Annotated in this window: 19 protein-coding genes, 1 tRNA gene and 1 riboswitch; of the genes, 5 read left to right on the top strand and 15 right to left on the bottom strand. The window is 50.6% G+C overall.

Going from position 1 to position 22,702, the window contains the following annotated elements:
- Positions 1 to 439: 439 nt before the first annotated feature.
- The 4 genes from C2I18_RS14615 (at position 440) to C2I18_RS14600 (ending at position 4,946) form a co-directional block, all read left to right on the top strand.
- A complete protein-coding gene (locus tag C2I18_RS14615; protein ID WP_249901862.1) occupies positions 440 to 1,351 on the top strand; it encodes an FMN-binding protein in 912 nt (303 codons plus the stop codon).
- A 49-nt stretch (positions 1,352 to 1,400) separates the two neighbouring features.
- Positions 1,401 to 3,281, top strand: a complete 1,881-nt coding sequence (locus C2I18_RS14610) for an FAD-dependent oxidoreductase (protein WP_249901861.1) — start codon at positions 1,401 to 1,403, stop codon at positions 3,279 to 3,281.
- A gap of 219 nt (positions 3,282 to 3,500) precedes the next feature.
- A complete protein-coding gene (locus C2I18_RS14605) occupies positions 3,501 to 3,950 on the top strand; it encodes a hypothetical protein (protein WP_249901860.1) in 450 nt (149 codons plus the stop codon).
- Positions 3,951 to 3,965: 15 nt separating this feature from the next.
- Positions 3,966 to 4,946, top strand: coding sequence for a polyprenyl synthetase family protein (locus C2I18_RS14600; RefSeq protein WP_249901859.1), 981 nt, complete (start codon positions 3,966 to 3,968; stop codon positions 4,944 to 4,946).
- A gap of 1,021 nt (positions 4,947 to 5,967) precedes the next feature.
- Here C2I18_RS14600 and C2I18_RS14595 read toward each other — a convergent pair.
- The 14 genes from C2I18_RS14595 to C2I18_RS29635 form a co-directional block, all read right to left on the bottom strand.
- Positions 5,968 to 6,852 carry a UbiA-like polyprenyltransferase gene (locus C2I18_RS14595; RefSeq protein WP_249901858.1) on the bottom strand — a complete coding sequence of 295 codons (885 nt, stop codon included), beginning with the start codon at positions 6,850 to 6,852 and terminating at the stop codon, positions 5,968 to 5,970.
- Between the two features lie 96 nt (positions 6,853 to 6,948).
- Positions 6,949 to 8,226, bottom strand: coding sequence for an aspartate aminotransferase family protein (locus C2I18_RS14590; RefSeq protein ID WP_249901857.1), 1,278 nt, complete (start codon positions 8,224 to 8,226; stop codon positions 6,949 to 6,951).
- 143 nt (positions 8,227 to 8,369) lie between these two features.
- Positions 8,370 to 10,295, bottom strand: a complete 1,926-nt coding sequence (locus tag C2I18_RS14585) for a peptidase U32 family protein (RefSeq protein WP_249901856.1) — start codon at positions 10,293 to 10,295, stop codon at positions 8,370 to 8,372.
- Positions 10,296 to 10,378: 83 nt separating this feature from the next.
- Complete coding sequence (locus C2I18_RS14580; RefSeq protein WP_249901855.1) at positions 10,379 to 11,170, bottom strand: energy-coupling factor transporter transmembrane component T family protein; 792 nt, start codon at positions 11,168 to 11,170, stop codon at positions 10,379 to 10,381.
- Positions 11,163 to 12,056 carry an energy-coupling factor transporter ATPase gene (locus C2I18_RS14575; protein ID WP_249901854.1) on the bottom strand — a complete coding sequence of 298 codons (894 nt, stop codon included), beginning with the start codon at positions 12,054 to 12,056 and terminating at the stop codon, positions 11,163 to 11,165. Before C2I18_RS14575 ends, C2I18_RS14580 begins: the two co-directional genes overlap by 8 nt.
- Complete coding sequence (locus C2I18_RS14570; protein WP_342760348.1) at positions 12,032 to 12,907, bottom strand: ATP-binding cassette domain-containing protein; 876 nt, start codon at positions 12,905 to 12,907, stop codon at positions 12,032 to 12,034. Before C2I18_RS14570 ends, C2I18_RS14575 begins: the two co-directional genes overlap by 25 nt.
- A gap of 10 nt (positions 12,908 to 12,917) precedes the next feature.
- Positions 12,918 to 13,481, bottom strand: a complete 564-nt coding sequence (locus tag C2I18_RS14565) for a Gx transporter family protein (protein ID WP_249901853.1) — start codon at positions 13,479 to 13,481, stop codon at positions 12,918 to 12,920.
- Positions 13,465 to 13,848 (bottom strand): NusG domain II-containing protein, encoded by a 384-nt coding sequence (locus C2I18_RS14560; protein ID WP_249901852.1) that lies wholly within the window; start codon positions 13,846 to 13,848, stop codon positions 13,465 to 13,467. Before C2I18_RS14560 ends, C2I18_RS14565 begins: the two co-directional genes overlap by 17 nt.
- 197 nt (positions 13,849 to 14,045) lie before the next feature.
- Positions 14,046 to 15,578: an HD-GYP domain-containing protein gene (locus C2I18_RS14555; RefSeq protein WP_249901851.1), complete on the bottom strand. Its 1,533-nt coding sequence runs from the start codon at positions 15,576 to 15,578 to the stop codon at positions 14,046 to 14,048.
- Between the two features lie 524 nt (positions 15,579 to 16,102).
- Positions 16,103 to 17,077, bottom strand: coding sequence for an alpha/beta hydrolase (locus C2I18_RS14550; protein ID WP_249901850.1), 975 nt, complete (start codon positions 17,075 to 17,077; stop codon positions 16,103 to 16,105).
- Positions 17,078 to 17,313: 236 nt separating this feature from the next.
- On the bottom strand, positions 17,314 to 19,119 hold the full coding sequence (locus C2I18_RS14545) for a choice-of-anchor A family protein (RefSeq protein WP_249901849.1): 1,806 nt from the start codon (positions 19,117 to 19,119) through the stop codon (positions 17,314 to 17,316).
- A 106-nt stretch (positions 19,120 to 19,225) separates the two neighbouring features.
- Positions 19,226 to 19,314: riboswitch (cyclic di-GMP riboswitch) on the bottom strand.
- A 1,016-nt stretch (positions 19,315 to 20,330) separates the two neighbouring features.
- Positions 20,331 to 20,395 (bottom strand) — tRNA-Thr (locus tag C2I18_RS14540).
- A gap of 513 nt (positions 20,396 to 20,908) precedes the next feature.
- A complete protein-coding gene (locus C2I18_RS14535; RefSeq protein ID WP_249901848.1) occupies positions 20,909 to 21,073 on the bottom strand; it encodes a hypothetical protein in 165 nt (54 codons plus the stop codon).
- Positions 21,074 to 21,178: 105 nt separating this feature from the next.
- Positions 21,179 to 21,310 (bottom strand): hypothetical protein, encoded by a 132-nt coding sequence (locus tag C2I18_RS29635; protein ID WP_275100988.1) that lies wholly within the window; start codon positions 21,308 to 21,310, stop codon positions 21,179 to 21,181.
- A 69-nt stretch (positions 21,311 to 21,379) separates the two neighbouring features.
- On the opposite strand from C2I18_RS29635, the gene C2I18_RS14530 reads away from it, so the two are divergent.
- Entirely contained in the window at positions 21,380 to 21,664 is a 285-nt protein-coding gene (locus tag C2I18_RS14530) for a helix-turn-helix domain-containing protein (RefSeq protein WP_342760347.1), read from the top strand.
- A 59-nt stretch (positions 21,665 to 21,723) separates the two neighbouring features.
- Here C2I18_RS14530 and C2I18_RS14525 read toward each other — a convergent pair whose 3' ends face one another.
- The gene (locus C2I18_RS14525) at positions 21,724 to 22,212 is read right to left on the bottom strand and encodes a YhjD family protein (RefSeq protein ID WP_249901847.1); all 489 of its coding nucleotides are present in this window, start codon (positions 22,210 to 22,212) and stop codon (positions 21,724 to 21,726) included.
- Between the last annotated feature and the right edge of the window lie 490 nt (positions 22,213 to 22,702).

The following is a 22,702-nucleotide window of genomic DNA, read 5'->3' as shown; positions in this document are numbered from 1 at the left end:
CGCCTGGAGCGTCTCTTCTTGGTATCTTAGAGGACCATGTCCTAGTGAAGAATTACCCCTCAGGCTTTGGGATGAATCTGGACACTTTGCGGATCAGCGTCGCATTTTGTCACATAATAGTCTTTTAAAATAGGTATGCAACTCTTTTAAAATTTGATATACTCCATATGTAAATTATTTTATCAGTTTTTAAGTGATTATTTTCACATGATAATTCATCTAATTGTGTTAGAATGCCACCGGAGCAGAAACAATTTGTTTAAATTTTGAAATAATGTTTATTATTATATGTCAGGATATAGCTAAATTTAGGGGCCCAAGCTGCCGATGATAGTGATATATGTCATTTAATAAGTGATTTTTGTCACTTCCAACGACTATTAAAATGTTTTACATTTTAATATATATATTTTAAACTATTTTTTGGAGGTCATCACAAATGAAAAAAGCTTCTGTAATTTTGTCGAGCGCTCTGGTACTTGGTACTTTGCTCGCAGGCTGTGGCAACAACAATGAAGCAGCTAACACTGCGGCAACCAACGCTCCGGCTGCAACGGCTGCTCCTGAAGCAACAACTGCTCCGGCGGCTGACGCAGGAACTGAGGCGGGTGCGTATCAAGACGGAACGTACTTCGGAACCATCGAAGCTGATGCAGAAACAGGCTGGCAAACTTATGCGCTGCTTACTGTAGAGGGCGGAAAGATCACCAAAGCTGACTGGAATGCTTTTAATGTCAACAATGCAGGCGATCTGAAGAAGAAGGTATCCGAGGACGGCAAATACGGTCTGGTTGAAAAAGGCGGCGCCCAAGCGGAATGGCACGAACAGGCCGCTGCAGCTGAAGCCTACCTGATCGAGAAGCAGGATCCGGCAGCAATCACTGTGGATGCTGAAGGACACACTGATGCAATCTCCGGCGTATCTGTACACGTTAATGACTTCATCGCTGCTGCACAAGCTGCACTGGCTGCAGGCCCTGCAGAAGTCGGCCCTTACAAAGACGGCGGTTACCATGCTGAAGGCGAAATGGATGCAGAGTCCGGCTGGAAGTCCACTGTTGATGTAACAGTTGCAGGCGGCAACGTAGTAGCCGTTAAATTCAGCGGTCTGAATGCTGCAGGCGATGACAAGAAACAATTTTCAATCGATGGCAAATACGGCATGAAAGCCGGCGGCGCTTCTTCCGAATGGCATGAGCAAGCCGAATTGGCTGAAGCTTATTTCCTTGATAATAAAGGCGCTGCACCAACCCTGGATGCTGAAGGCAAAACCGATGCAATCTCCGGCGTTTCCATCCATGTTGGCGAATACTTCACACTGGCAGAAAAAGCACTCGAAGGCGCGAAATAATCATCCGCATGCCTTTTGCAGCTAATCAGACGAACGAGGTGAGTTTCTCTTGAAAAAGATAGTTATTTTAGGCGGCGGCTACGGCGGCGTACTCACGGCTAAGAAACTGGCAAAGAAATTTAAGAACGACAAAGATGTAGAAATCAAACTGATCGACCGGAATCCCTATCACACTCTTTTGACTGAGCTGCATGAGGTTTCTGCGAATCGCGCGCCTGAGGATTCAATTAAGATCGATCTGAAGAAAATCTTTGCAGGTCTTAAAGTAGATGTAGTCCTTGACGAGATCAGCAATATTGATTTCAAGAACAAGAAGCTTAAATCCGACAAAGCTACCTATGCTTATGATTACCTGGTCATCGGCACAGGAAGCAAACCGACATTCTTCGGTATTCCTGGAGCTGAAGAGAATACCTTCTCCTTCTGGTCCTATGACGACGCGGTTGCGCTGAAACGCCAAATCCGCGATATGTACACTCAAGCAGCCAAGGAGAAAAATCCGGCTGTACGCCGTTCCATGCTGACCTTCGTCATTATCGGCGCCGGCTTCACAGGTGTCGAGCTGATCGGGGAAATGGCAGAACAGCGCGATGAACTCTGCAGAGAATTCTTCATCGACCCATCCGAAGTACGGCTGATTGTTGCCGATATGGCTCCGAAGATTCTGCCGATCCTGCCGGATAAGCTGATCCAGAAAGCTGAAGCGCGTCTGCGCAAGCTGAACGTGGAGATCGTAACCGGCGCCAAAATCACCGCTGTAGGCGAAGGAAACGTTGCCCTCGGTGAGAAGAACGTCGTTGACGCCCATACCATCGTATGGACAGCAGGCGTTGAAGGTTCCGAAATCGTCGGCAATCTGGATGTGAAGCAAGAAGGACGCAAACGGATTGTTACCAATGAAAACCTGGAAAGCGTTGATCACAAGAACGTATACGTTGTAGGGGATAACATCTTCTTCATCCCTGAAGGCGAGACACGTCCTGTACCGCAAATGGTTGAAAATGCCGAGCAGGCAGCTCCGCTCGTGGCCGGCAACATTGCAGCCGACATCAAGGGCACAGCCAAAAAAGCTTACAAACCGGGCTTCCACGGTACGATGGTATCCATCGGCAGCCGCTATGGTGTAGCGAACGTCGGTCTTCCTGGCAAACTGTTCATGCTCACCGGATTCATGGCGATGCTGTCCAAACATTTTATCAATATGTTCTACCTGTCTCAAGTGGTAGGTTTTAACAAGGTATGGACTTACATGATGCACGAGTTCTTCCATGTCGAGAACCGCAAGAGCTTCGTCGGCGGCCACTTCTCCAAGCGTTCACCGAACTTCTGGCTCGTTCCGCTCCGCGTACTGCTCGGCGGCATGTGGCTGTATGAAGGTATCGATAAGCTTAAGAAGATATGGGAAGATCCCGATAAGATATTCCTGATCCCTGCTGCTCCGTTTGCTACAGATGCCGCATCTTCGGCCAGTGTTGCTGTAGATGCTGTCAAAACTACGGTTGACGCACAGTCCGCAGCTTCCGCTGTTTCGACTGCAAAGGAAGCAGTGGAAGCACTGTGGGTTCCTGGATGGGTATACGATATTACGAACTGGTTCATGGATCTGATGTTCTACAACAATGACGGAACTTATACATTCCTGGCTAAATGGTTCCAAATCGGCATGGTTTGTGCCGAAATCGTCTTCGGTATTATGCTCATCGTAGGTCTGTTCACAGCTATCGCTTCTATAGCGACTATAGCTATGGCGGTTATGATCTGGTCCAGTAAAATGGCTTCAACGGAAATGCTCTGGTATGTTGCTGCAGCTATTGCCACTATCGGCGGATCCGGAAGCGTGTTTGGCCTCGATTACTATGTACTGCCTTGGCTCAAGAAGCAGTGGAAGAGACTTCCGCTCGTCCGGCGATGGTACCTGTACACCGACTGATGTCAGAACGGGCTGTTTAGTACCCGCTCTAAAGTTTAATTAAATGATGACAGCAGTTTGAGTAATGGAGCACTGCTGTAACTGAATAGGATATTCTTAAGAGTAATGTGTCCATAGGACACATTACTCTCCTTATTTAACAAGGATTCAAAGATTGGTTTTGTAGGGATAATCAGGGCTATGGTTGCTTCCGGCAAAACCGACAAGGAGGAGAGAATCTTGCACAGACAACTCATTGAAGATACTTTCCGGCTGCTTAAGGCTGAAATGTCACCCATTGCCGGAATACAGCTCAATCTCTCTCCGGCAGAATGTGAGCAGCTGCTCCCGGTACTGGAACGCCATGATCTGGAATATGACCGCAAAATCCATCTGTTTGGCATTTATATTATTCTTACCGCAGCGGCACAGCGCCATATGGATTGTGTCCCTCATCATCCCGAGCTTACGCGCCGCATTTTGGATGGAGATTATCTATACAGCTTTTACCTGCAGTTTGCGGTGCAATGCCGTGAGCTTGACCTGGTGGCCTATTTGGCACCTTCTATCAAAAAATTGCAGATCAGACGTTCAAATGGAGACTTCGCGGATTTTAATCCTGCCGCAGGCATTGAAGACTTCCTACTCCAGGAACGCAGGCAGCAGAACCGCACAAGCAAAGCCATTTGACAGGTGGGAATCCTAATGAAGCTGCATGAAGCCTTACACATAGACCTGAATGAAATCAACCGTGAAATCGAAAGCTTAGTGACCCGTGATAAAGACGTTCCCAAAAAGTCGGCGCTTGCGCAGAGCATTCTCGAGCTTGTCGGCTCCGGCGGCAAACGGCTCCGGCCGCTGATGGTTATTGTCGGCAGCCGTTTCGGTCCCAAGCCCGCAGGCCGCAGAGCCCTGCAGCTGTCCGCTGCTGCCGAATTTATTCACGCGGCCTCTTTAATCCATGACGATATTATTGATAATGCCGAGCTGCGTCGCGGCGGGCCCGCCCTCCATATCAAGACCGGGGTCCGGTCAGCTGTGCATGTCGGCAACTATATGTCCGCCCGGGTCATTGAGCTGTTAAGCAAATATACCGGGGACAGAAACCGCTACGTCCATGATTTGTCCTCTGTGGCTACCGCCCAGCTGTGTCTGGGTGAATACCAGCAGATGGAGCACGCCTATGATTATGATCTGACGATGGAGCAGTACCTGGAGAAGTCGCGCAACAAAACAGCGATGCTCATGGCCACCTGTCTTCGTGTAGGCGCGCTGTCCTCAGAGAGCACTGAAGAGACCGCAGATCTTCTCTACCGTTTCGGGGAAGCGCTCGGCATGTCCTTTCAGATTCAGGACGACCTGCTTGACTTCACCCAGTCCGCTGACGTGCTCGGCAAGCCTGCCGGCAGTGACCTGCGCCATGGTCAGGTGACCCTGCCTGTGCTCTTTGCCCTGCAGGACCCGGCGCTGTCTCCCGCCATCCGTAAGATTGGTTCCGCCTCTTCTACTGAAGAGGTAGAGTATGTACTCGGGCTTATTTCCGGCAGCGACGCCTTGGCCCGTACTGAACAGGTCAGCCAGGATTATCTCGATCAGGCTTCAGCCATCGTGCAGCAGCTTGCCGCTTATCCTGCGCATAAGGACCTGGATACCCTGCTCAACTATTTCGCCGGCAGGGACCGTTAATGGATAAAATTTTAACATTTAAACACTCTAACTATTCATTAAACAAAACCAATATAACTTCAAACAAAAAAGCCCTGCGCGGGCTTTTTTTGTTTGGGTTCAGCATGCCTTGCCCGATTTATCCTTCCTTGTGCAGACTATCTCTCCTTGCTCGGACTATTTCTCCTTGCTCGGACTACATCTCCTTACTCGGATGATCTTCCTTTGTTTCGCCGTACCTGTGGATCACATCCCTCGTGTCATCATACCTTGGATTGTCTCACGTATGAATTACTCGCCTAATGTTGCCACATTTACGATTGCCTTAACATTTGGATTATACTGCTCGCATTGTCATCCCTTGGGCTAACCTAACTCAGACTGTCTTCGACTAGCTTAATGGAAATTCTCCACTTAATTTCACCGGAATCACACATCTCACAGCATTAGTTGGAAAACCTCCACCTATATCACCTACTTTCATCACATAAGCGACATTTAGGAGTAAATAGTGGGAGTATTTCCATCTAAAACTAAAAATTCTTTAAAAACACCGTAATTAGATGGAGAATTTCCAACTAGCCAGCATCCAACTCCATGTTGTTGCTAAATAAGCCGAACGCAGCGAAGCGCCCGTGAGTGTGTTTAGTAGTATGGGGTTTGGGGTTTGGGGTTTGGGGTTTGGGGTTCGGGGGTTCGGGGGTTGGGGGGTCTGGGGGTTCGGGGGTTTGGGGTTACCTGTTTTTATGCAGCCGAAAAAGGCGCTCGCTCAACCTTTTGCGCCTCTTTGCCGCCCCCCTGCTGGGTAGGCATGTTGTCTTTTGTTGTTAGCCCAGGCGAGGTTAGGCGAGCGGAGAGGAATTTTGGAACTGGAGAAGCGGCAGCGTCCGCCTGAAAGCTTTCCGCAGGAAAGCTCGCTTCGGAAGCATATGCTATGTCCGGATTTCTACCGCGATTAGCGGTTCCAATCAGGGAATCTGGACATAACAGCGATCGGAAGTCCAAACATTCCTCGCAGCGCAGCACCTTAACCGACCCCCACCTAGCTAACATAAAAATAATCAACCATCGTACACAGCAATATCACCATACTAATCACCTGGTTCAAATTATAAGAAGCCACCTTCATCAGCTTCCGGTTGGAAGGCTTGATGATTTTGTGCTCTGTCATCAGCAGCAGTGTAGCGATGCCAATGCCCACCAGGTACATCCAGCCCAGATCGCGCCAGAGGTACAGGAACAGCAGCAGCATAATCATAATAAAATGCAGCCCTTTGGAGATCCGCAGCGCGTTCTCCAGGCCGAAGAAGCTGGGAATCGACCACAAGCCATGCCGCCGGTCGAAATCGATATCCTGGGTGCCGTAGATAATATCAAATCCGGCAATCCAGAGCATCACGACCGTGCCGATCACGAACGGCGTAAAGGCGATATTCCCCGTAACGGCAAACCATGCGCCGATCGGTGCCGAGGCAATGACAAAGCCCAGGTACAGATGGCTGAGAAAGGTGAATCTTTTAGTGTAAGAGTAAGAAGAAATAAGAACAATCGCTACCGGCGACAAGATCAGACAGAGCAGATTCAGCATGCCGGATGCCACAATAAACACCGCGTAGTTGATAACAATGAACAGGATCACTTCTTTTTCCGCGAGCAGACGCTGCGGCAGATGCCGGTGCGCCGTACGCGGATTCAGACGGTCAAAGGTACGGTCCACCAGCCGGTTAAAAGCATTGGCGCCGTTGCGTGCCCCTATGAGCGCTATAAGCCCCCACAGCATCATGTGCCCCGAAGGCCAGCCGCCTGCCGCCCATACCATAGAGATGATTGCAAACGGCAGCGAAAACAGCGTATGGGAGAACATGACGAGTTCGCTGAACATTTTCAGCTTAAGCGCAGCCGTCTTAAAAACATTAAAGATAACCATAAGGATATGCCTCTTTCTTCAGTATGCCGCAAATATGCCACTGCTTCGTTTAATACCTTATATTTTAAAGGAGTTTGCAGCATTAGTCATGTGTTTTCAGACATGGGCCAGCACTTGATCCAGGGTGTTAACTAATCCGTCAATGTCTTCAGCAGTAACCACCAGCGGCGGCTGAAAGGCGAGTACATTGCGGTTCACACCATTTTTGCCGATCAGATACCCCCGGTCCTTCATTTCCTCCAGCACATGGTCTGTCAGCCCGGCAGCGGCTGCGGTGTCAGGTGCGGACAGCTCCGCCCCGAGCATAAACCCTGTCCCCCGCACATCGGAGATCAGCGCCGGATAACGTTCCTGCAGCGCCTGAAGCCCCTGCTTCAGCCGGCCGCCAAGCTCTGCTGCCCGCTCCGGCAGACGCTCATCACGGATGTAGTCCAGAACTGCCAGCGCCGTAGCGGCCGATACAGGATTGCCGCCAAAGGTTGACGCAGACGGCCTGTTCAGCGAAGCTGCAATCTCATCCGTGGTCGCAAAAGCGGCAACCGGAACGCCATTCCCCAGCGCTTTGGCCATGCTGATAATATCCGGCACGACGCCAAAATGCTCAATTGCGAACATAGCGCCGGTACGCCCGTAGCCGGTCTGAATCTCATCGTCGATCAGAAGCACGCCGTATTGCTCAAGCAGGGCTTTGACCTCACGGAAATAAGAGAATACCGGCATAACCATCCCGCCATTCCCCTGGATTGGCTCAACGATCATAGCGGCAATGGTGCCGCCTTTCTCTGCCAGTACACGCTCCAGGCTCTCCAGAGACCGCGCAGCAGCATCTTCAAGGCTCATCTCCGGATCATACGGACGCTCTATAAAAGTGACATCCTCATCGAGGTATGGGTCCGTTCTCCACATCTGCAGCCCGGTTACACTCATCGTAAGATTGGTCCGGCCGTGGAGCCCGCCTTCCAGTGCGATGAACCCTTTGCGCCCGGTATGCATTCTGGCCAGCAGCAGTGCTCCCTCATTGGCCTCAGAGCCGCTGTTCACAAAAAAGCTGCGCCGCAGTTGTCCCGGCAGCACTTCCTCCAGCCGTTCGGCAAGATCTACATTAGGCTGGGTAAGATAGACCGTCGAGGTATGCTGCAGCTGTTGCAGCTGCTCTATCGTCCGCGCCGTAATCGCCGGGTTGCAGTGGCCGCAGGCCACTACCGAGACTCCCGCGAAGAAATCCGTATACCTTTTACCGTTCTCATCATACATAAACTGCATGCTGCCGCGTACCATTTGCGGTGCATTACGATAGAAGTGGGCGGTGCAGGGATAAAAGTACTGTTTCCGCTTCGCAGCGACTTCCTCTCTCCCGATAAAATGCTGTTCCATAAGTTGTCCCTCTCTTTCCTCTGCCGGTCTTCCGAATCTGTTCTAACCGCATGAATAAATCCCAAACCATGTGAAAAAAATAACTTACCAAGCTGCTAATATTAACAACATACTGCTCAGGGTATCAATTAAAATTTTAGATATTAATTAAACTGCAGTGAGCCCAGGGTAAATCCGGCATAAACCGGCTGTAAACCGCCGAGCAGCTCATCTTTTACACCAGAACCGTTAATTGCATTCCGGTAAGCCTCAATGATGACACGCAGCTGGCTGGTACTGTACGTAGCGCCTTCAATCCGGAAGCTGGCAATCCCCAGTCCCTTCATCTCTTCCAGCACCGGCAGATAGCAGAGCTCTTTGGAAAACAGCAGATGATTGCGTCCGTACTGGTCACGGTAGACCGGGTTTTCACCTTTATCTGTTTTGAGCACAAGAACGTCATTGCTGACATACAGATTGTCTTCCTCACCGATCGGCTCCATAACCTCCGTGTTCTCGAACAAGTCATGCTCCATATACATCAGCGCCGGTGTGCCGTGTACAACCACTTCAAGCGGCAGCCCGCAGCGGGAGGTAAAGTCTGCAAAATGCTCCATCGTCATTTCCGGTGAGACCGTAAGTTTATCCAGTCCCAGTCCGGCATAGAGCCCGGCCGAAAGATGGTTATACACATTGAGATTAACGTCTCCGATCATCGGATAGCCCGTATTGCGGAAACGGCGGATCGCTCCAAGATTGGTAATCATGAGCCCGTCAATTGGCAGGCGTTCCCCGCCCAGCAGGTGATCAAATTGGGCAAAATGCAGCTCTGTCATCATCCGCGGCATGCCGAGATACAGCCTGGTTTGCCCTTTTAACGCACCCAGTTCCTTAATATCCTGCTTCGTAAACGGAAGGTCCGGCGCAAACACTTCACCAGGCAGATACAGATTCTCTACCCCCATCTCCAGCACCAGCCGGGCCTGCTCCATGTTATTCACACGCACTGCAAGCTCAGGCCTTACCTGCTTCCCGCACGCCGCTTCCGAGAGACGTTCCCGCAGCTGCATCACCCTGTTCCCGGACAACTCCCGTTCTGCAGTAGGGGTACTGAATACTTTGCCTGTGCTGTAAAATTTCCCGGTCCCTTCATAACGGCGGTTAATGTTGGACAATCCCGGTCTGCCAAAAGCATATGCGGTCGAAAAGTCACGTTTGCGGTTCTTGTACAGCTCTTTGGAATCCACGGTACGGTCAAAGCCGAGCGGATCCTCAATATACCGGTCAATTGCCTCACCATAGCTGTTCGCCAGGCTCACCATAAACTCTTTGTCCCGCATCCGGCCTTCAATTTTAAAAGAAGTAATGCCCGATTCAATCAGCTCCGGAAGGTGCTCATACATGAACATATCCTTCACTGCGAGCGGATATTCCGCCGGGAACACATAGCCGTCTTTTTTGATCCGGTAATCCCAGCGGCAGGGCTTCATACATTTCCCCCGGTTGCTGCTCATGCCGAATACCTGGGAGCTGAAGTAACAGTTGGCCCCGTGAACGGAACACATATCGCCGTGAATGAAGTATTCCAGTTCCATTCCGCTCCGCTGTCCAAGCAGCTTGGCTGTCTGCAGGTCCATTTCACGCGAGGTGACCACACGGCTGACCCCCAGATCACGCAGCGCATAAATCATCTCCAGATTATGTACATTCATCATGACCGAGGCATGCACAGGAACTGTGAGCTCCATTTCGCGGATCAGCTCCAGCACAGCCATGTCCTGTACAATCAGCGCATCCGGTCGGGCATTGTCGAGAAAACGCAAATATTCTCTGGCCTCTTCCACATCTTCTTCGCTGAAGAGGTTGTTGACCGTCACATAGACTTTTTTATCCAGCTTATGAGCGGTTTCTAGCGCTTTGACAATCTCCCCACGGGACAGGTTGTAGCCTTTGCGCATCATTCTCATATTGAGTACCGGTCCGCCAAAATACACCGCATCACAGGCCGACTGAATCACCGCTTCAAAAATCTCAAACGTGCCTGCCGGTGCCAACAATTCAATTTCTTTGCCATTAAAATAACGAGCCATTTGCGTTTCCCCCTAAAATGTGGTGAGCCTGTACTCCCCCTGCCGGCGGCGTACAAATTCACTATGAAAGCTTGAACTGCATGCTATAACAACGCTACAGCCACTCCCAAAACGACGAACATCATGACAAATACAGTATCCGCACCGCTCCATTTGGGGCGGTGATACCGGGTACGCGGCGCATCCATGCGGAAACCGCGGGCCTCCATGGAGTAGACCAGATCCTGGGCGCGGCGGAACGCGCTGGAGATTACCGGAATCAGCAGGGAGACGAGCATCCGTCCCTTCTCCTTCAGGGGCAGCTCCTTCAGGTCAGCCCCGCGCGAAGCCTGGGCCTTCATGATAATCTGGGATTCATCCAGAATGGTCGGAATGAACCGCAGGGCAATGCTGATCATCAGCGTAATCCGGTCCGGCGAAAGCCCCAGCTTCTTGAACGGCTTCAGAATCCCCTCCAGCCCCTGGTTCAGCTTGGCAGGCAGTGTCGTGAAGGTAAGCAGCGCAGTAAAGGTGATCAGCAGAAACATCCGGATCACAGAAAAGGCCGCCACACGCAGGCCGCCTTCATGCATTGAAAACGAACCTAGGGACAGGTAAACCGCGCCTTCTTTAACGGAAATAGCCTGAACGATGAAAATAAATAACATCAGGTACCTTAAAGGCTTGGCTGCCTTCACAAAATATTTAAGCGGTATCCGCGTGGAAGCCATAACTGCAACCGAGAATACGGCGAGAACCGCCATGGACGTCCAGGAGTAAGCCAGCAGAATAACGGCGAAGTACAGCAGCATCCCGATGATTTTGGAACGGGCATCCAGCTTATGAACCCAGGAGCCTGTCTCAATACTGCGGCCTAGCAGCAGGCGGTCATTCATTTCCATCCCCCTCTCCCGTCTCCGCAGAGCCCTCTGCCGCCTGCAGGGAAGCTATCAATGCGGCCAGGCTCTCAGCGGTCAGACAAGGATCGCCTGTTAAGCCAAAATGGTCGGCTACTGCCCGCCAATAGCGGAGCGATTGCGGTACCGCCAGACCGCAGCGTTCCAGAACCTGCGGGTCTGCTGCAAGCTCTTCCCTGCTGCCCTGAAATACCAGCTGACCTTCACCCAGCAGGGCCCAGCTGTCAGCATACGGCAGCAGCTCGTCCATCCGGTGGGTGACGATAATAACCGTACGGCCCTGCTCGCGGCACAGGCGTGTAAGCAGCCCGATCAGCTCGGCCCGGCTGACCGGATCGAGCGTCGCTGTCGGCTCATCCAGCACCACGACATCCGGATCCATCGCCAGCACCGAAGCGATGGCGGCCTTGCGCATTTGTCCGCCGCTTAAGCGGAACGGATTGCGTTCCAGGAGGGCAAGGTCGAGTCCCATGTCTGTCATGGCCTTGCGTGCGCGTTCCCTGGCTTCCTCGGGGCTCATTCCGAAGTTGAGCGGCCCGAAGCATAAATCCTTCTCCACTGTGTCCTCAAACATCTGCTGCTCCGGGAATTGAAAGACCAGTCCGACCCTGCGGCGCAGCGGCAGCAGCTTCGGCGGTTTCTCCCCGGCACGGATGGTCACATCCAGCACAGTGACGGAGCCCGCTGTCGGCTTCAGTATCCCGTTGAACAGCTGCAAAAGCGTAGACTTACCGGAGCCCGTAGCCCCGGCAATCCCCAGCATTGAACCCCGTGGAATATTCAGTGTAATATCATGCAGCGCTGTCTGCCTCCAGAGACTCCGGTCCGCATAGGTATAGCTTACTTGCTGTAGTTGTATGGCCATAATGTGTCTATAAGCTCCTTTTCGCTGGCGGGCACATCCACCTTGATTCCCAGGCTGTCCAATTCACGGGCCAGGCGCCAAGGGTAGGGCTCCCGCAGGTGGCATTTCGCAAGAAGCTCTTCATTCCTGAACAGCTCCTGCGGCGTTACATCAGCCGCCAGGCTGCCGCCGTGCAGAGCCAGTACACGGTCTGAGGCCAGAATCTCATCCGCATCATGGGTGATCATCAGAATCGTATAATTCCCTTCCCGGCGCATATCCTGCAGGATGCCGAGCAGCTCATCCCTGCTCCCTTCATCCAACATGGAAGAGGCCTCGTCAAATATGACGATGCCTGGCTTCATGGCAAGAATGGAGGCAATGGCTACACGCTGCTTCTGTCCTCCGGACAGCTCGCCGGGATGCTTCTGGAGCAGATGGTCAATGCCCAGCTTGCGGCTGTAGACCCGGAGACGTTCCTCCATCTCAGGGTATGGTAAACAGAGCCCTTCCAGGCCAAAAACGATATCCTCTTCGACAGTTCCCCCGACAAACTGGTTATCCGGGTTCTGGAACACCATGCCTATGCACTGCCGGATTGTTCCGATTGTATCCTCTTCCAGTCTATGGCCGCATACGGTAATCTCACCGTCACTTTTGGGCAGGAGCGCATTGAGCAGCTTGACCAGCGTTGATTTGCCGCAGCCGTTGGGGCCGACCACACTAACCCATTGCCCCCTTGGAATAGCCACTGTAATATCCTGCAGAATCGGCTGCTCCGGGACGTATCCGAACGATACCCCCTCAAATGTAATTACGGCAGGTTCATGCTCAGCCTCTAACGCTTTGTACGATCCATTCATGTTAGTCATCCTTCCGCAGTTAGTGACCCGGCGTCTTCAAAAACTCTTCAAACAGCGATATTCTGGAGAGTGAGTCTATTACATACCTTACCGCAAAGCCGACCGCAATCCCTGTAACCACACCGGTAATAAGCAGCATCGGAAAATAGTAGAACGTACTGGATGATTTCAGCACGATGGACGCGGCTAACAGTTGTCCGGTGTTATGTGCCAATCCTCCGGCAATACTGATACCAATGACACTGAACTTCTTCCCTCCAAAGCGGACAAGCACATACATTACGACAAAGCTGAACAAAGATCCGAACAGGCTGAACAGCAGGCTTGAAAAGGTACCTAATAAAAATGCGGTAAGCAAAGTTTTGAGCAGAACAAGCACCAGCGCATCACGGCCGCGCAAAAAATAAATACAGGTCAAAATCATAATATTGGCGAAGCCCAGCTTCGCTCCCGGCATCAGCCCCATACCCGCAAGCGGAATTTGAGCCTCCACAATACTAAGCACAACTGCTACAGCTGCAAAAAGAGCTATAATAACCGTTCTCTTGAGAGCCGTAGATGATTCACTACTGGACATAGGCATCTATATCATCTCCTCCGGATGCGCCTGCAATCTCTACCAGTACCCGGTGCGGCAAGCATACAATCGTCTGCTTCGGCAGAGTAACAAATCCAAAGCCAAGACATACTTTATCCGGGCAATCGGCGTCATACATTTCAATTCCGTAATCATGCACCTTCAATATGTTATATCCATGATCTGTGCGTACTTCAACAGTCTGTTCTTCTTTGGTCAGCTGCACTGTCTTGAACAGCTTGCCATCCACCGTTATATTGGCCACGAGATCCTTGCCCGGACCGCCCTTATCCTCTGAAAACCACCGCGGCACCAGAAAGGCAAGTGCGGCGATCAGCACGATGGAAACCAGCAGTATATCTGCGCGTTTCATAAAAATCTCCCTTATTTTTTAATTAAAATCCGACTTATTAATTATAACGGTCTCCCTTCAATCCTTCAACGAATGTAAGCGGTAATCACCTTTTTTGAGAAAAAATTCACAAATTAATCACGCGGACAGAAGCGGTTCCGCCCCAATTATGGATGAAGTCCGCTCCTCAGGAAATATATAGATATCCCTATTCTTAGTTATCCGGCTTTGCCGGACTGATCCCCATCGCTTTCCTCGGGGCTGAATCCAAAGTAAGCCAGCAGCAGTCCGGCAAACTCAGGGTCCCACTGGCTCCCTCTGCCCTGTTCCAGAATCAGCAGCGCACGTTCATGATCCATGCCTTTGCGGTACGGGCGGTCCGAGGTCATGGCATCATAGGCATCTGCAACGGCAATAATTCTGCCATGAAGAGGAATTGCCGTACCGGCCAGTCCATCCGGATATCCCTTGCCGTCGTAACGTTCATGGTGGGAGCGGACCCCGCTCAGGTAAGGCGCCATTTTCTCCACAGGCTCAATCTGCCGCAATATATTCTCACCCAGCACGGGATGGCTTTTGATCTGGTCAAACTCCTCTTCGGTCAGATTGCCGTCTTTGAAAAGCACGCTGTCAGGCACGCCGATTTTGCCGATATCATGCAGGAGTGCCGATTTGCGCAGATCATCGAGCTCCCGTCCGTTCAGGCCTGCCAGCCGGCCGATAATAACCGAGTATTCCGCCACCCGCAGAGAATGTCCGGCTGTATATGAATCACGGGCATCCAGGGTAACCGCAAGCGTAGTAAAGTAACTGTCCAGCAGTTGTATGTTCTGCTGCTCCCGGGTCTGAAGCCCCCGGACCATCATGTTGAATCCGGCAACGAGCTTCGAGAATTCATCCGAATATTCGTCCTGGATTTGGGTAAGCCGCCCGTCTTTCACGTTATTCATCGCCTGGTACAGCTCGTTAATCGGATGCTGAACGCTCCGGGTCAACAGCCAGGCCGCTATGGAGGAGAAGATCGTGCCGATCAGCAGCACCAAGCCGGCCCAAGCCCAATAATTCTGCAGGCCTGCTTCTGATCCGTACTTATAATTGTTCAGCCGGATCTGCGTCGCCATAATAAACAGAAAAAGCGGAAATGTTCCGATCAGCATGCAGCTGACCAGGAACTTGGGCCGTATCGGTACAAAAATATGGCCTTCCAGAGAGAAATCGACATTATACATATCCAAAGCGCGGTTTCTGAACTCTTTAATCAGGGGAACTATCGCCGAGCAGGTCAGAAAAAATTCGATCAGGGCATGCATGCCTGCAATCAGGACAGCACCGGCAACCGCCAGCAGAAGATAAAAGTAGGGGATGCTGACCAGCCCGTTACGGATCATCCAGTAAGTCATGAGAACCGCCGGAAGGGAGAGGCCGAGCAAATGGGGACCGAGAATCCGCTGGATCGCATACCTCGGCAGCCGGTGAGTGCGCAGATAAGCTTTTTCCATCACTGCAAGCGTAGGCTCCTGCTGCTTCATTGCCGCTCTGATCGGTTCGATGTGCCTGAAGAACATCCTGATTTCCAGAACCGCCATGATTACAAAAGATATGCATAATACGATCATCAGCCTGAAGTACTCCACCATACTGATCTGCAGCGAGGACAGCAGGATTAAGCTGCCCACTGCCAGCACAGCAACAACGGAGCCGAACAAATAATTCACGATCTGTTTCTTTAAAAATGCCCCGTAGATATCCATTAGTTCCCCCGTTTCCAGCCTGACCCTGCTGTCTATATTACATTTGCTTTTGTATATATTTAATGCTATAATAGAGTAATATTTGTTTATGTGTATATGTATTCCCCAACAAGAAGATGTCAAGCCGATTGCTTGCTTCCCAATTATTATCGGCATTTTGAACTTAAAATCTTACGTTTTCTTGCCTGACTCTTCCTTATTATGAGATAAAATTCGAACATAGCATTCCGATTCACACTGGCGCGGTCATTGGAGCCGCAAGGGCAAAAGAGAGGTAGGGCTTTTGTCGTTTTGGAAGGATTATTCTCGCCACACGGCTGCTGGAAATAACAAGGAATTACGACACCCGTCACGCTCACGGACGGCGGGGGATTAACTATACCAGAACTTCATGGAAGGGATGCTCCCCGTTGCAGGAAGCTCCTCCATGTGTGGAACATATTAGCGCCCGGTAACCGCAGCTTGCGGATACCGGGCGCGTCTACGTTTCGGGAGTGTTTCCTGAACGTCCCCAGCCTCAATCCTCAACGTACATACCGCGTAACAAAATCCCTTACCTTACTTATATAACCTTCCTTATCCGTATCATAGGCCAGCCCGTGACCGGCTCCATGCACCACAAGCTTTTCCTTGGGGCTGCTGCAGGCCTGATATAATTCATCCATCATGGCAAACGGCACGAACTTGTCAGCATCCCCATGTATGAACAGAATGGGTACCTCTGCTTTACGCACCTGTCTTAACGCCGACGCTTCACCAAAGAAGTAACCTGCTTTAACTTTTGTAATCAGGCTTGCACTGTGAACAAAGGGAAAGCTCGGCAGATGATACATTCTCCACAGCTGATAGGATAGCTGCGCTTTTACCGAGCTGTAGCCGCAGTCTGCGACAACGGCCTTTACCTCTGGCGGCAGCTTTTCACCGGCAGTCATCAGAACCGTTGCGCTGCCCATCGATATCCCGTGCAGCACAATTTGCGTTCCAGTTCCGCTCTCGTCAATTATATACTGTATCCACTGCAGATAATCTTTGCGTTCCGGCCACCCGAAACCGATGTAATTCCCTCCGCTTTCGCCATGCCCTCTGGCATCAGGCATAAGGACGTTATATCCCAGCTGTTCGTAATAAATCTTGGCGACAGCCCCCATATCCTTAGCTTTGCCCGAATAGCCGTGGGCCACAATAGCTGTACGGCCTTGCGCCCGCTCATTGGGCAGATAGTAGCCTCTGAGCTTCAGCCCGTCTCCTGACGTGATCTCAATATTCCGGAAGCTTTGCTGCGAGACCCACTGTGCCCCTTCTCCCCATGATGCCCCGGCTACCGGAGGATCTGCTTTCAGATCCGGTGTTTTGGCCAGAAACTCCTTCGGCGCCCGTCTGATCGCTAATCCGTAAAAGAAAAAACCGGCATAGGTCACCCCTGCGGCGAGGACGACAATGATCGCAAGAACCAATACACTCCACATGACTGCAGTCACCTTTCCTTTGAATAGATTCATATACCTGCTGGCAGTATGCATTGAAGAGCTTCTGTATCCACAATGCCAGCATAGTATAGCACGGCGGTGCCGTCAGCGGAAAATAGCAGTCATTGCAGTCCTAAAGCGGACCGCCCGAAGTAAAGGGCTGCTTGCGTGTTTCTTGATCTCCCAGCAGCCCGGTCTCGGCATATAGCAGTTGATTCATATTGGTTAGATTGAATCTGATCATGGTGAATTCTGCTGCCCGGTCAAGCTTAGCGTTTATGCCTGTTCTGTCTTGCCGTTCTGCTAATCAGCAAACCGGCTCCGCAGAGAGCCAGACCTCCCAGATAATAAGGCGCCGGGCTGGACTCCCCGGTCTGCGGCAGTTGTCCGGCTTCATCTATACTGCCGAGCGGAACCTCATCATCTGCGATAGTTATTTCATCCTGTGCAGGCTCCGGCTCAGGCTGCAGCTGCTCCTCAGCACTGTCTTCTGCAGCCGGTCCTCCTTCATCTGCCGGCTGCCCAGAAGGTTTGTTATCCGACGGTCCAAGCGGCAGCGGATCGTCATCTATAATTACTTCATCTAAAGTTTCCTCATCTACTGCCACATCAACCACAGGCTCCGCCGGTACATTGATACCATTGTCAACAATCGTCCCGATTACCGTAGGTGGCGCCGGCGTAGGCGGTATAAATGTCACTGGTGGTGGAGTAGCCGGACTGACAGTTTCGCTTGGAGGCACCGGTGTTGGTGCCGGGCTCTCCGGCGGTGATGGTGTTGCCTCGCTTGACGGTGCTGGTGTTGCCGTCGGCGTTGGTGTCGCCGTCGGCGTTGGCGTCGCCGTCGGTGTTGGTGTCGCCGTCGGCGTTGGTGTTGCCGTCGGCGTTGGTGTCGCCGTCGGCGTTGGCGTTGGTGACGGCGTTGGTGTCGCCGTCGGCGTTGGTGTTGCCGTCGGCGTTGGTGTCGCCGTCGGCGTTGGCGTTGGTGACGGCGTTGGTGTCGCCGTCGGCGCTGGCGTTGCCGTCGCCGTCGGTGTTGGTGTCGCCGTCGGCGCTGGCGTTGCCGTCGGTGTTGGTGACGGCGTTGGTGACGGCGTTGGTGTCGCCGTCGGTGTTGCTGTCGCCGTCGGTGTTGGTGTCGCCGTCGGCGTTGGTGTTGCCGTCGGCGCTGGTGTCGCCGTCGGCGCTGGCGTTGGCGTTGGCGTCGGTGTCACTCCGGGAACATCGCCTGTGTACAGACGATGATGAAATTCTCCGGTCCCGCTTAAAGCAGCTCCGATTACAGAACCATTAATTTGTCCGTTGTTAAAAGTGAGCTCGGCAAAAGGGGCCAGAACTGTCCCCATAACCCCTATGTTCTCCATTTTCACCTTTGCAGCCTGACTGAAGTTATACAGCACTCTAAATTCGGTTAAACCTTCGCCCAGCCTGTTGCCGTTTCTCATTGTTACTGCCGAACCGTCAATATTAATGATGGCTGTAGAGCCTGCCGGAGCGTTAATAACGATTTCATTGGCCACGGATAATTCACTTCCAGACACCTTGAATACATTCAGCTCAGAATCGCTTCCCTTCAGAAGCAAATTCCCGTAATTGTTTTCTGTTTTACCGTTCGCCGGCAATGCGGCAAGCTCCAGCGATTTGGCCTTAAGCAACGCAAATTCAGCGGCAAAGGAGACTACACCGGTTTGCTGCCGCAGCGTTCCTGTTCCGCCTTTCGGGCCCCCGGTTCCCTGGTAAGTTCCCCCGTATACCACATTCCCGTTGACCTCCCCCCTGTCATACTCCAGATTGCCTCCAACGATCAATGTATCTCCTTGTCCGCGTTCGGCTTCAGTCAAGCTGCCGCCTACAGAATACCCTTCCTTTAGAGCAACATTTCCGCCTGCCGCCATCCTGCCTTCCGAATCACTGTGGTATGTTGTTATATCGCCAAGAATAAATACATTGTACGTCCCGGCGATCCCCGGTAACGGAGAGCTTTCTGCTTTTACGGTCGCATCTCCAAAGGAGGCAAACCAGCCTCCTGCCAATAACACAGCAGACATGCCAGCTGCAAAATACTTTTTAATCATAGAGTTATGTTTCATTCCGCTCACCTCTTAAACACAAAAATTAAGACTTACAGTAGTGACTCCAACCGCCAGCAACACAAAAAAGACCGCCACGAAGGGTTAGCTTCACGGCGGCCGGACGATCATAGCCCGTATACGGGCTTTAGATTCCTGACTTTGCGTCCCATTCTTTCGAACGGTTTGCGTTTATACATGACAAAATATGTAATTAGGGAGTTGTTATATGTAGTCAATGACATTTGTTACTTTCGAACTACCCTAGTTTATCTGCAAAACTAATATTTTGTCAATCTATTCCTTGTTTAATACTGGAACGTCCTTTATTGCTTCATTTATTTTAATTTTCAGGAAAATGGAACTACTCCTTAACTCCCCTAATGCAATGTATGACGTCAAACTCAGATTCATACTAAAAGTTGTATCCAGCCAATCATCGACACCCATAAAGGAATGCTCAGAATCATTCCGAACAGCAGACCGCGGCGGAGACTTCCATCAACATTCATCATTGATCTCCTCTTTTCTCTTCATTAACTTCAACTTTTATTATTTCAATTTTAATATATAACAATCCGCTTTATTCTTTTGTGAAAAACATCACATTATAAACGGTTTTGCTGAGTATTATTTTCTAGCGGCCAACATGTTTAATCCTTACGGTGGAACCTATCCTGTTCTATTGCATCTTCTGCAGCAGTGGTCCCTTAAGCCGGACAAAAAAAATAGGCCTCGCCAAGGGAGTCGGCAAGACCTGAAGGGTACCACATAACACTGGGGGGTGTTGATATATTCAATATAAACCCTCTACCTGAAAATAAGATGATGGTTAGCTGAAAGTTACATTAAAATTGTGTAATATCCCAGCGTACCGAACACTACGATCAGCGCCACCGGGTATAGGATTCTTCTGCTCACCTTATCCTTAAAGGTAAGAAACAGACATAACATGCAAAGCCACGCAATAAGAAGACTGCCCATTTCCTATGCATTCGCTCCTTCCTGGCCGTTCTGGATTAACCCTGCGCACACAAGGTGCACAGAAGCTATATTAAGAAATACCCTAACGGTATCCCAATCATAACTGAAACTGTAAACTGAAGTCCAATGTGCCTGCATGCCCTTAAGCCATCCATCCTTTCTCCCGTGCAAAAGGAAAAGCGCGGTCCCCGGACACCCGGAAATCCGCGCCTGATATGGTTGCCTTAAGATGCTGGTGAAGGGAATTGAACCCCCGGCCTACGCATTACGAGTGCGACCCTGTCCCATTCCATAAGGTTCCATTGAGTACCTTATGTTATGGCAGGCTCTACACTACTCATTATAAAGTTCTATAAGGTTTTGTAAAGTTCCGCATGTTGGTAGAAGAATTGGTAGAAGATACGGTAGAAGAAACAACTGGCGACCATGGCCCTGTTTCATACACAACTGGGTTGGCCGTACGATTGTGTGAGGGCGACTTACCGCCGCCCTCGAGCTTTAATTAGTGCGGCCACTGAGACAACCAACGCGGCACCAATAATGATCCAAGTAATTGTGTGTAACATGTCGATTCCTCCTTTATAGGGGCCGTAGCCCCTAGTGTTTTACCTGTTATACATACCCTTTGCTAACCCAAGAATGTCGGGCAAAATAACTGCCACCGTGTCCTGGTATCAAATAACCAGTGCCTACCATGGTTCCAGCCTTTCGTTCATCCAGACCACGCTCTACGGCTCTACGCTCCGCTATGACCGTCCAGACCCATCCAGTATGTTTCATATCTATCCCCCAAGAGGGCCGTAGCCCCGCGTTATTTAGCCAACCTATTAAGTGACTTCGCCAGCTCCTCGGCCTCTTTCTTCTTAGAAGGCAAATGCGGTATCCAAATTTTCAGTTCATTATTCCATACTCCCCACGATATCGGCTTGTTTTTATCGTTGTATGCGTACGGACTAGCAACAAAATTATTTTCCATTCTTAATTCCTCCCGCGTATGCCCGCCGGCTGATTGTATCGTCCAAACCGTTTATGTTATGATTGGGTGGAGAGCAGGGGGTGCGACCCCTACTCTCCGGGAACCTTACTTACGTTTGCCGTGGCGGCTGCGTTTTTTGGTTCCTTTTTCTTTTGTCTCCTTCGTCGCTTTCCTTAATAGGACTAGCGCCGTTGCCAAGTTCACAATGGAGACTGCTAAGTTTGCCCAATCCTTCATGTTTCACTCTCCTTTCCGGAAGCTGGTTTGTTTCACTTCCTAAATATAATATACACTATATTAAACAAAATGTCAAATAAATTATTTGCATTTCTAAATATAATATTTTATTATATGTATAAACAATTAGAAAGGAACATGTTTATGGGGTTCTCATACAAGCCACTCTGGAGATTACTAATCGACAGAGAAATGTCCAAAACTGAATATCGTGAAGCGCTTGGACTATCGACTGCAACGCTCGCGAAACTTGGAAAGGATCAATATGTTTCCATGGAAGTATTAGAAAAGACGTGCCTACACTTCAAAGTCCCTTTACACGAAGTAGTTGTATTCGAGCTGGAAGAAAGCTAATAAGAAGCAGTAATTAACAAACCAAGCCCCGCCAGTATAATCACTTGACGGGGCTTCCTTTATTTTAAGAGGTTTTTAAATATACCACCTAACTCAGCTATATAATTTGTCAGCCTCAGGCTGATCTCTGTACGCATTACATCACGGGTAAGGCCGAAACGTTCCTGGTACCCCCGGAAAAATATCTTGTGATAGATCAGAAAATCATCTTGCTCATCGGGGACAATCTTCACATTCCTCTGCCTGAGCTCCTTCTGTAACATGTATGTATCTTTCATGATTCTGTTCTGTATGTAACGGCCGGTCATAAGGTAAGCTCTACTGAGTACATTGCCTGAATGCTCTATTTCTGCAATGCTCTTGCTGACCATGGTATCTATATGCGGCAGTAAGATCAGGTCCCGAACCATAGTACGTTCCTCATTGGTAAGCATTTGCCGGCTGCCGACACTTTTGGCCTCTTTGCCCTGCTGCCGCCCATACTCTTCCACATGCTCGGTCAACAGCATCTTTTGTTGCCATCGGTCATTGCCGTCCAGTTTGGTCACAATGAACCCTCCTTAATGATACAGCCAATAATCTATGTTATGCCCAATGTCGGGCCGTTGTAAGCCCTGCTGCGGCGTTTTATCGGTAAGCGTCCTCTTCCCCATTGCATTAGAATTACGGCTGCCTCGACGGGCTCAGCCGCGACCCAATTTATGTATTCTTCGGCGGCAAACACTTTAAAACCCTTGATTATCTCTGCAGGCCGCCGCCCACTCAATCGCCCTAACTCTTTGATATCTGGCATTCTCTTAAAGTGATACCTGAACTGCACCATGATCCGCAGCAGCTTCCGAAGTGTATCCTCAAGCATACCGCGCTTCCTTGACGGGCTGCCACGAAAGAATGTTTGCTACCAAGAATACCCGGGGCGAATCTGTGGTCAGGCAGTTCGCCCGGATGCGTCCATCACGAACACCTTTCACTTCTAATTTTCGCTGTGTAATCTTGCCTGCGTTGTCCACGTATATGATTTCGATGATTTGGCCTTTG

The organism is Paenibacillus sp. PK3_47 (assembly GCF_023520895.1).
Taxonomy (GTDB): domain Bacteria; phylum Bacillota; class Bacilli; order Paenibacillales; family Paenibacillaceae; genus Paenibacillus_AQ.
The sequence above is the reverse complement of the archived record's forward strand: the minus strand, read 5'-3'. Positions and strand labels throughout refer to the sequence as shown.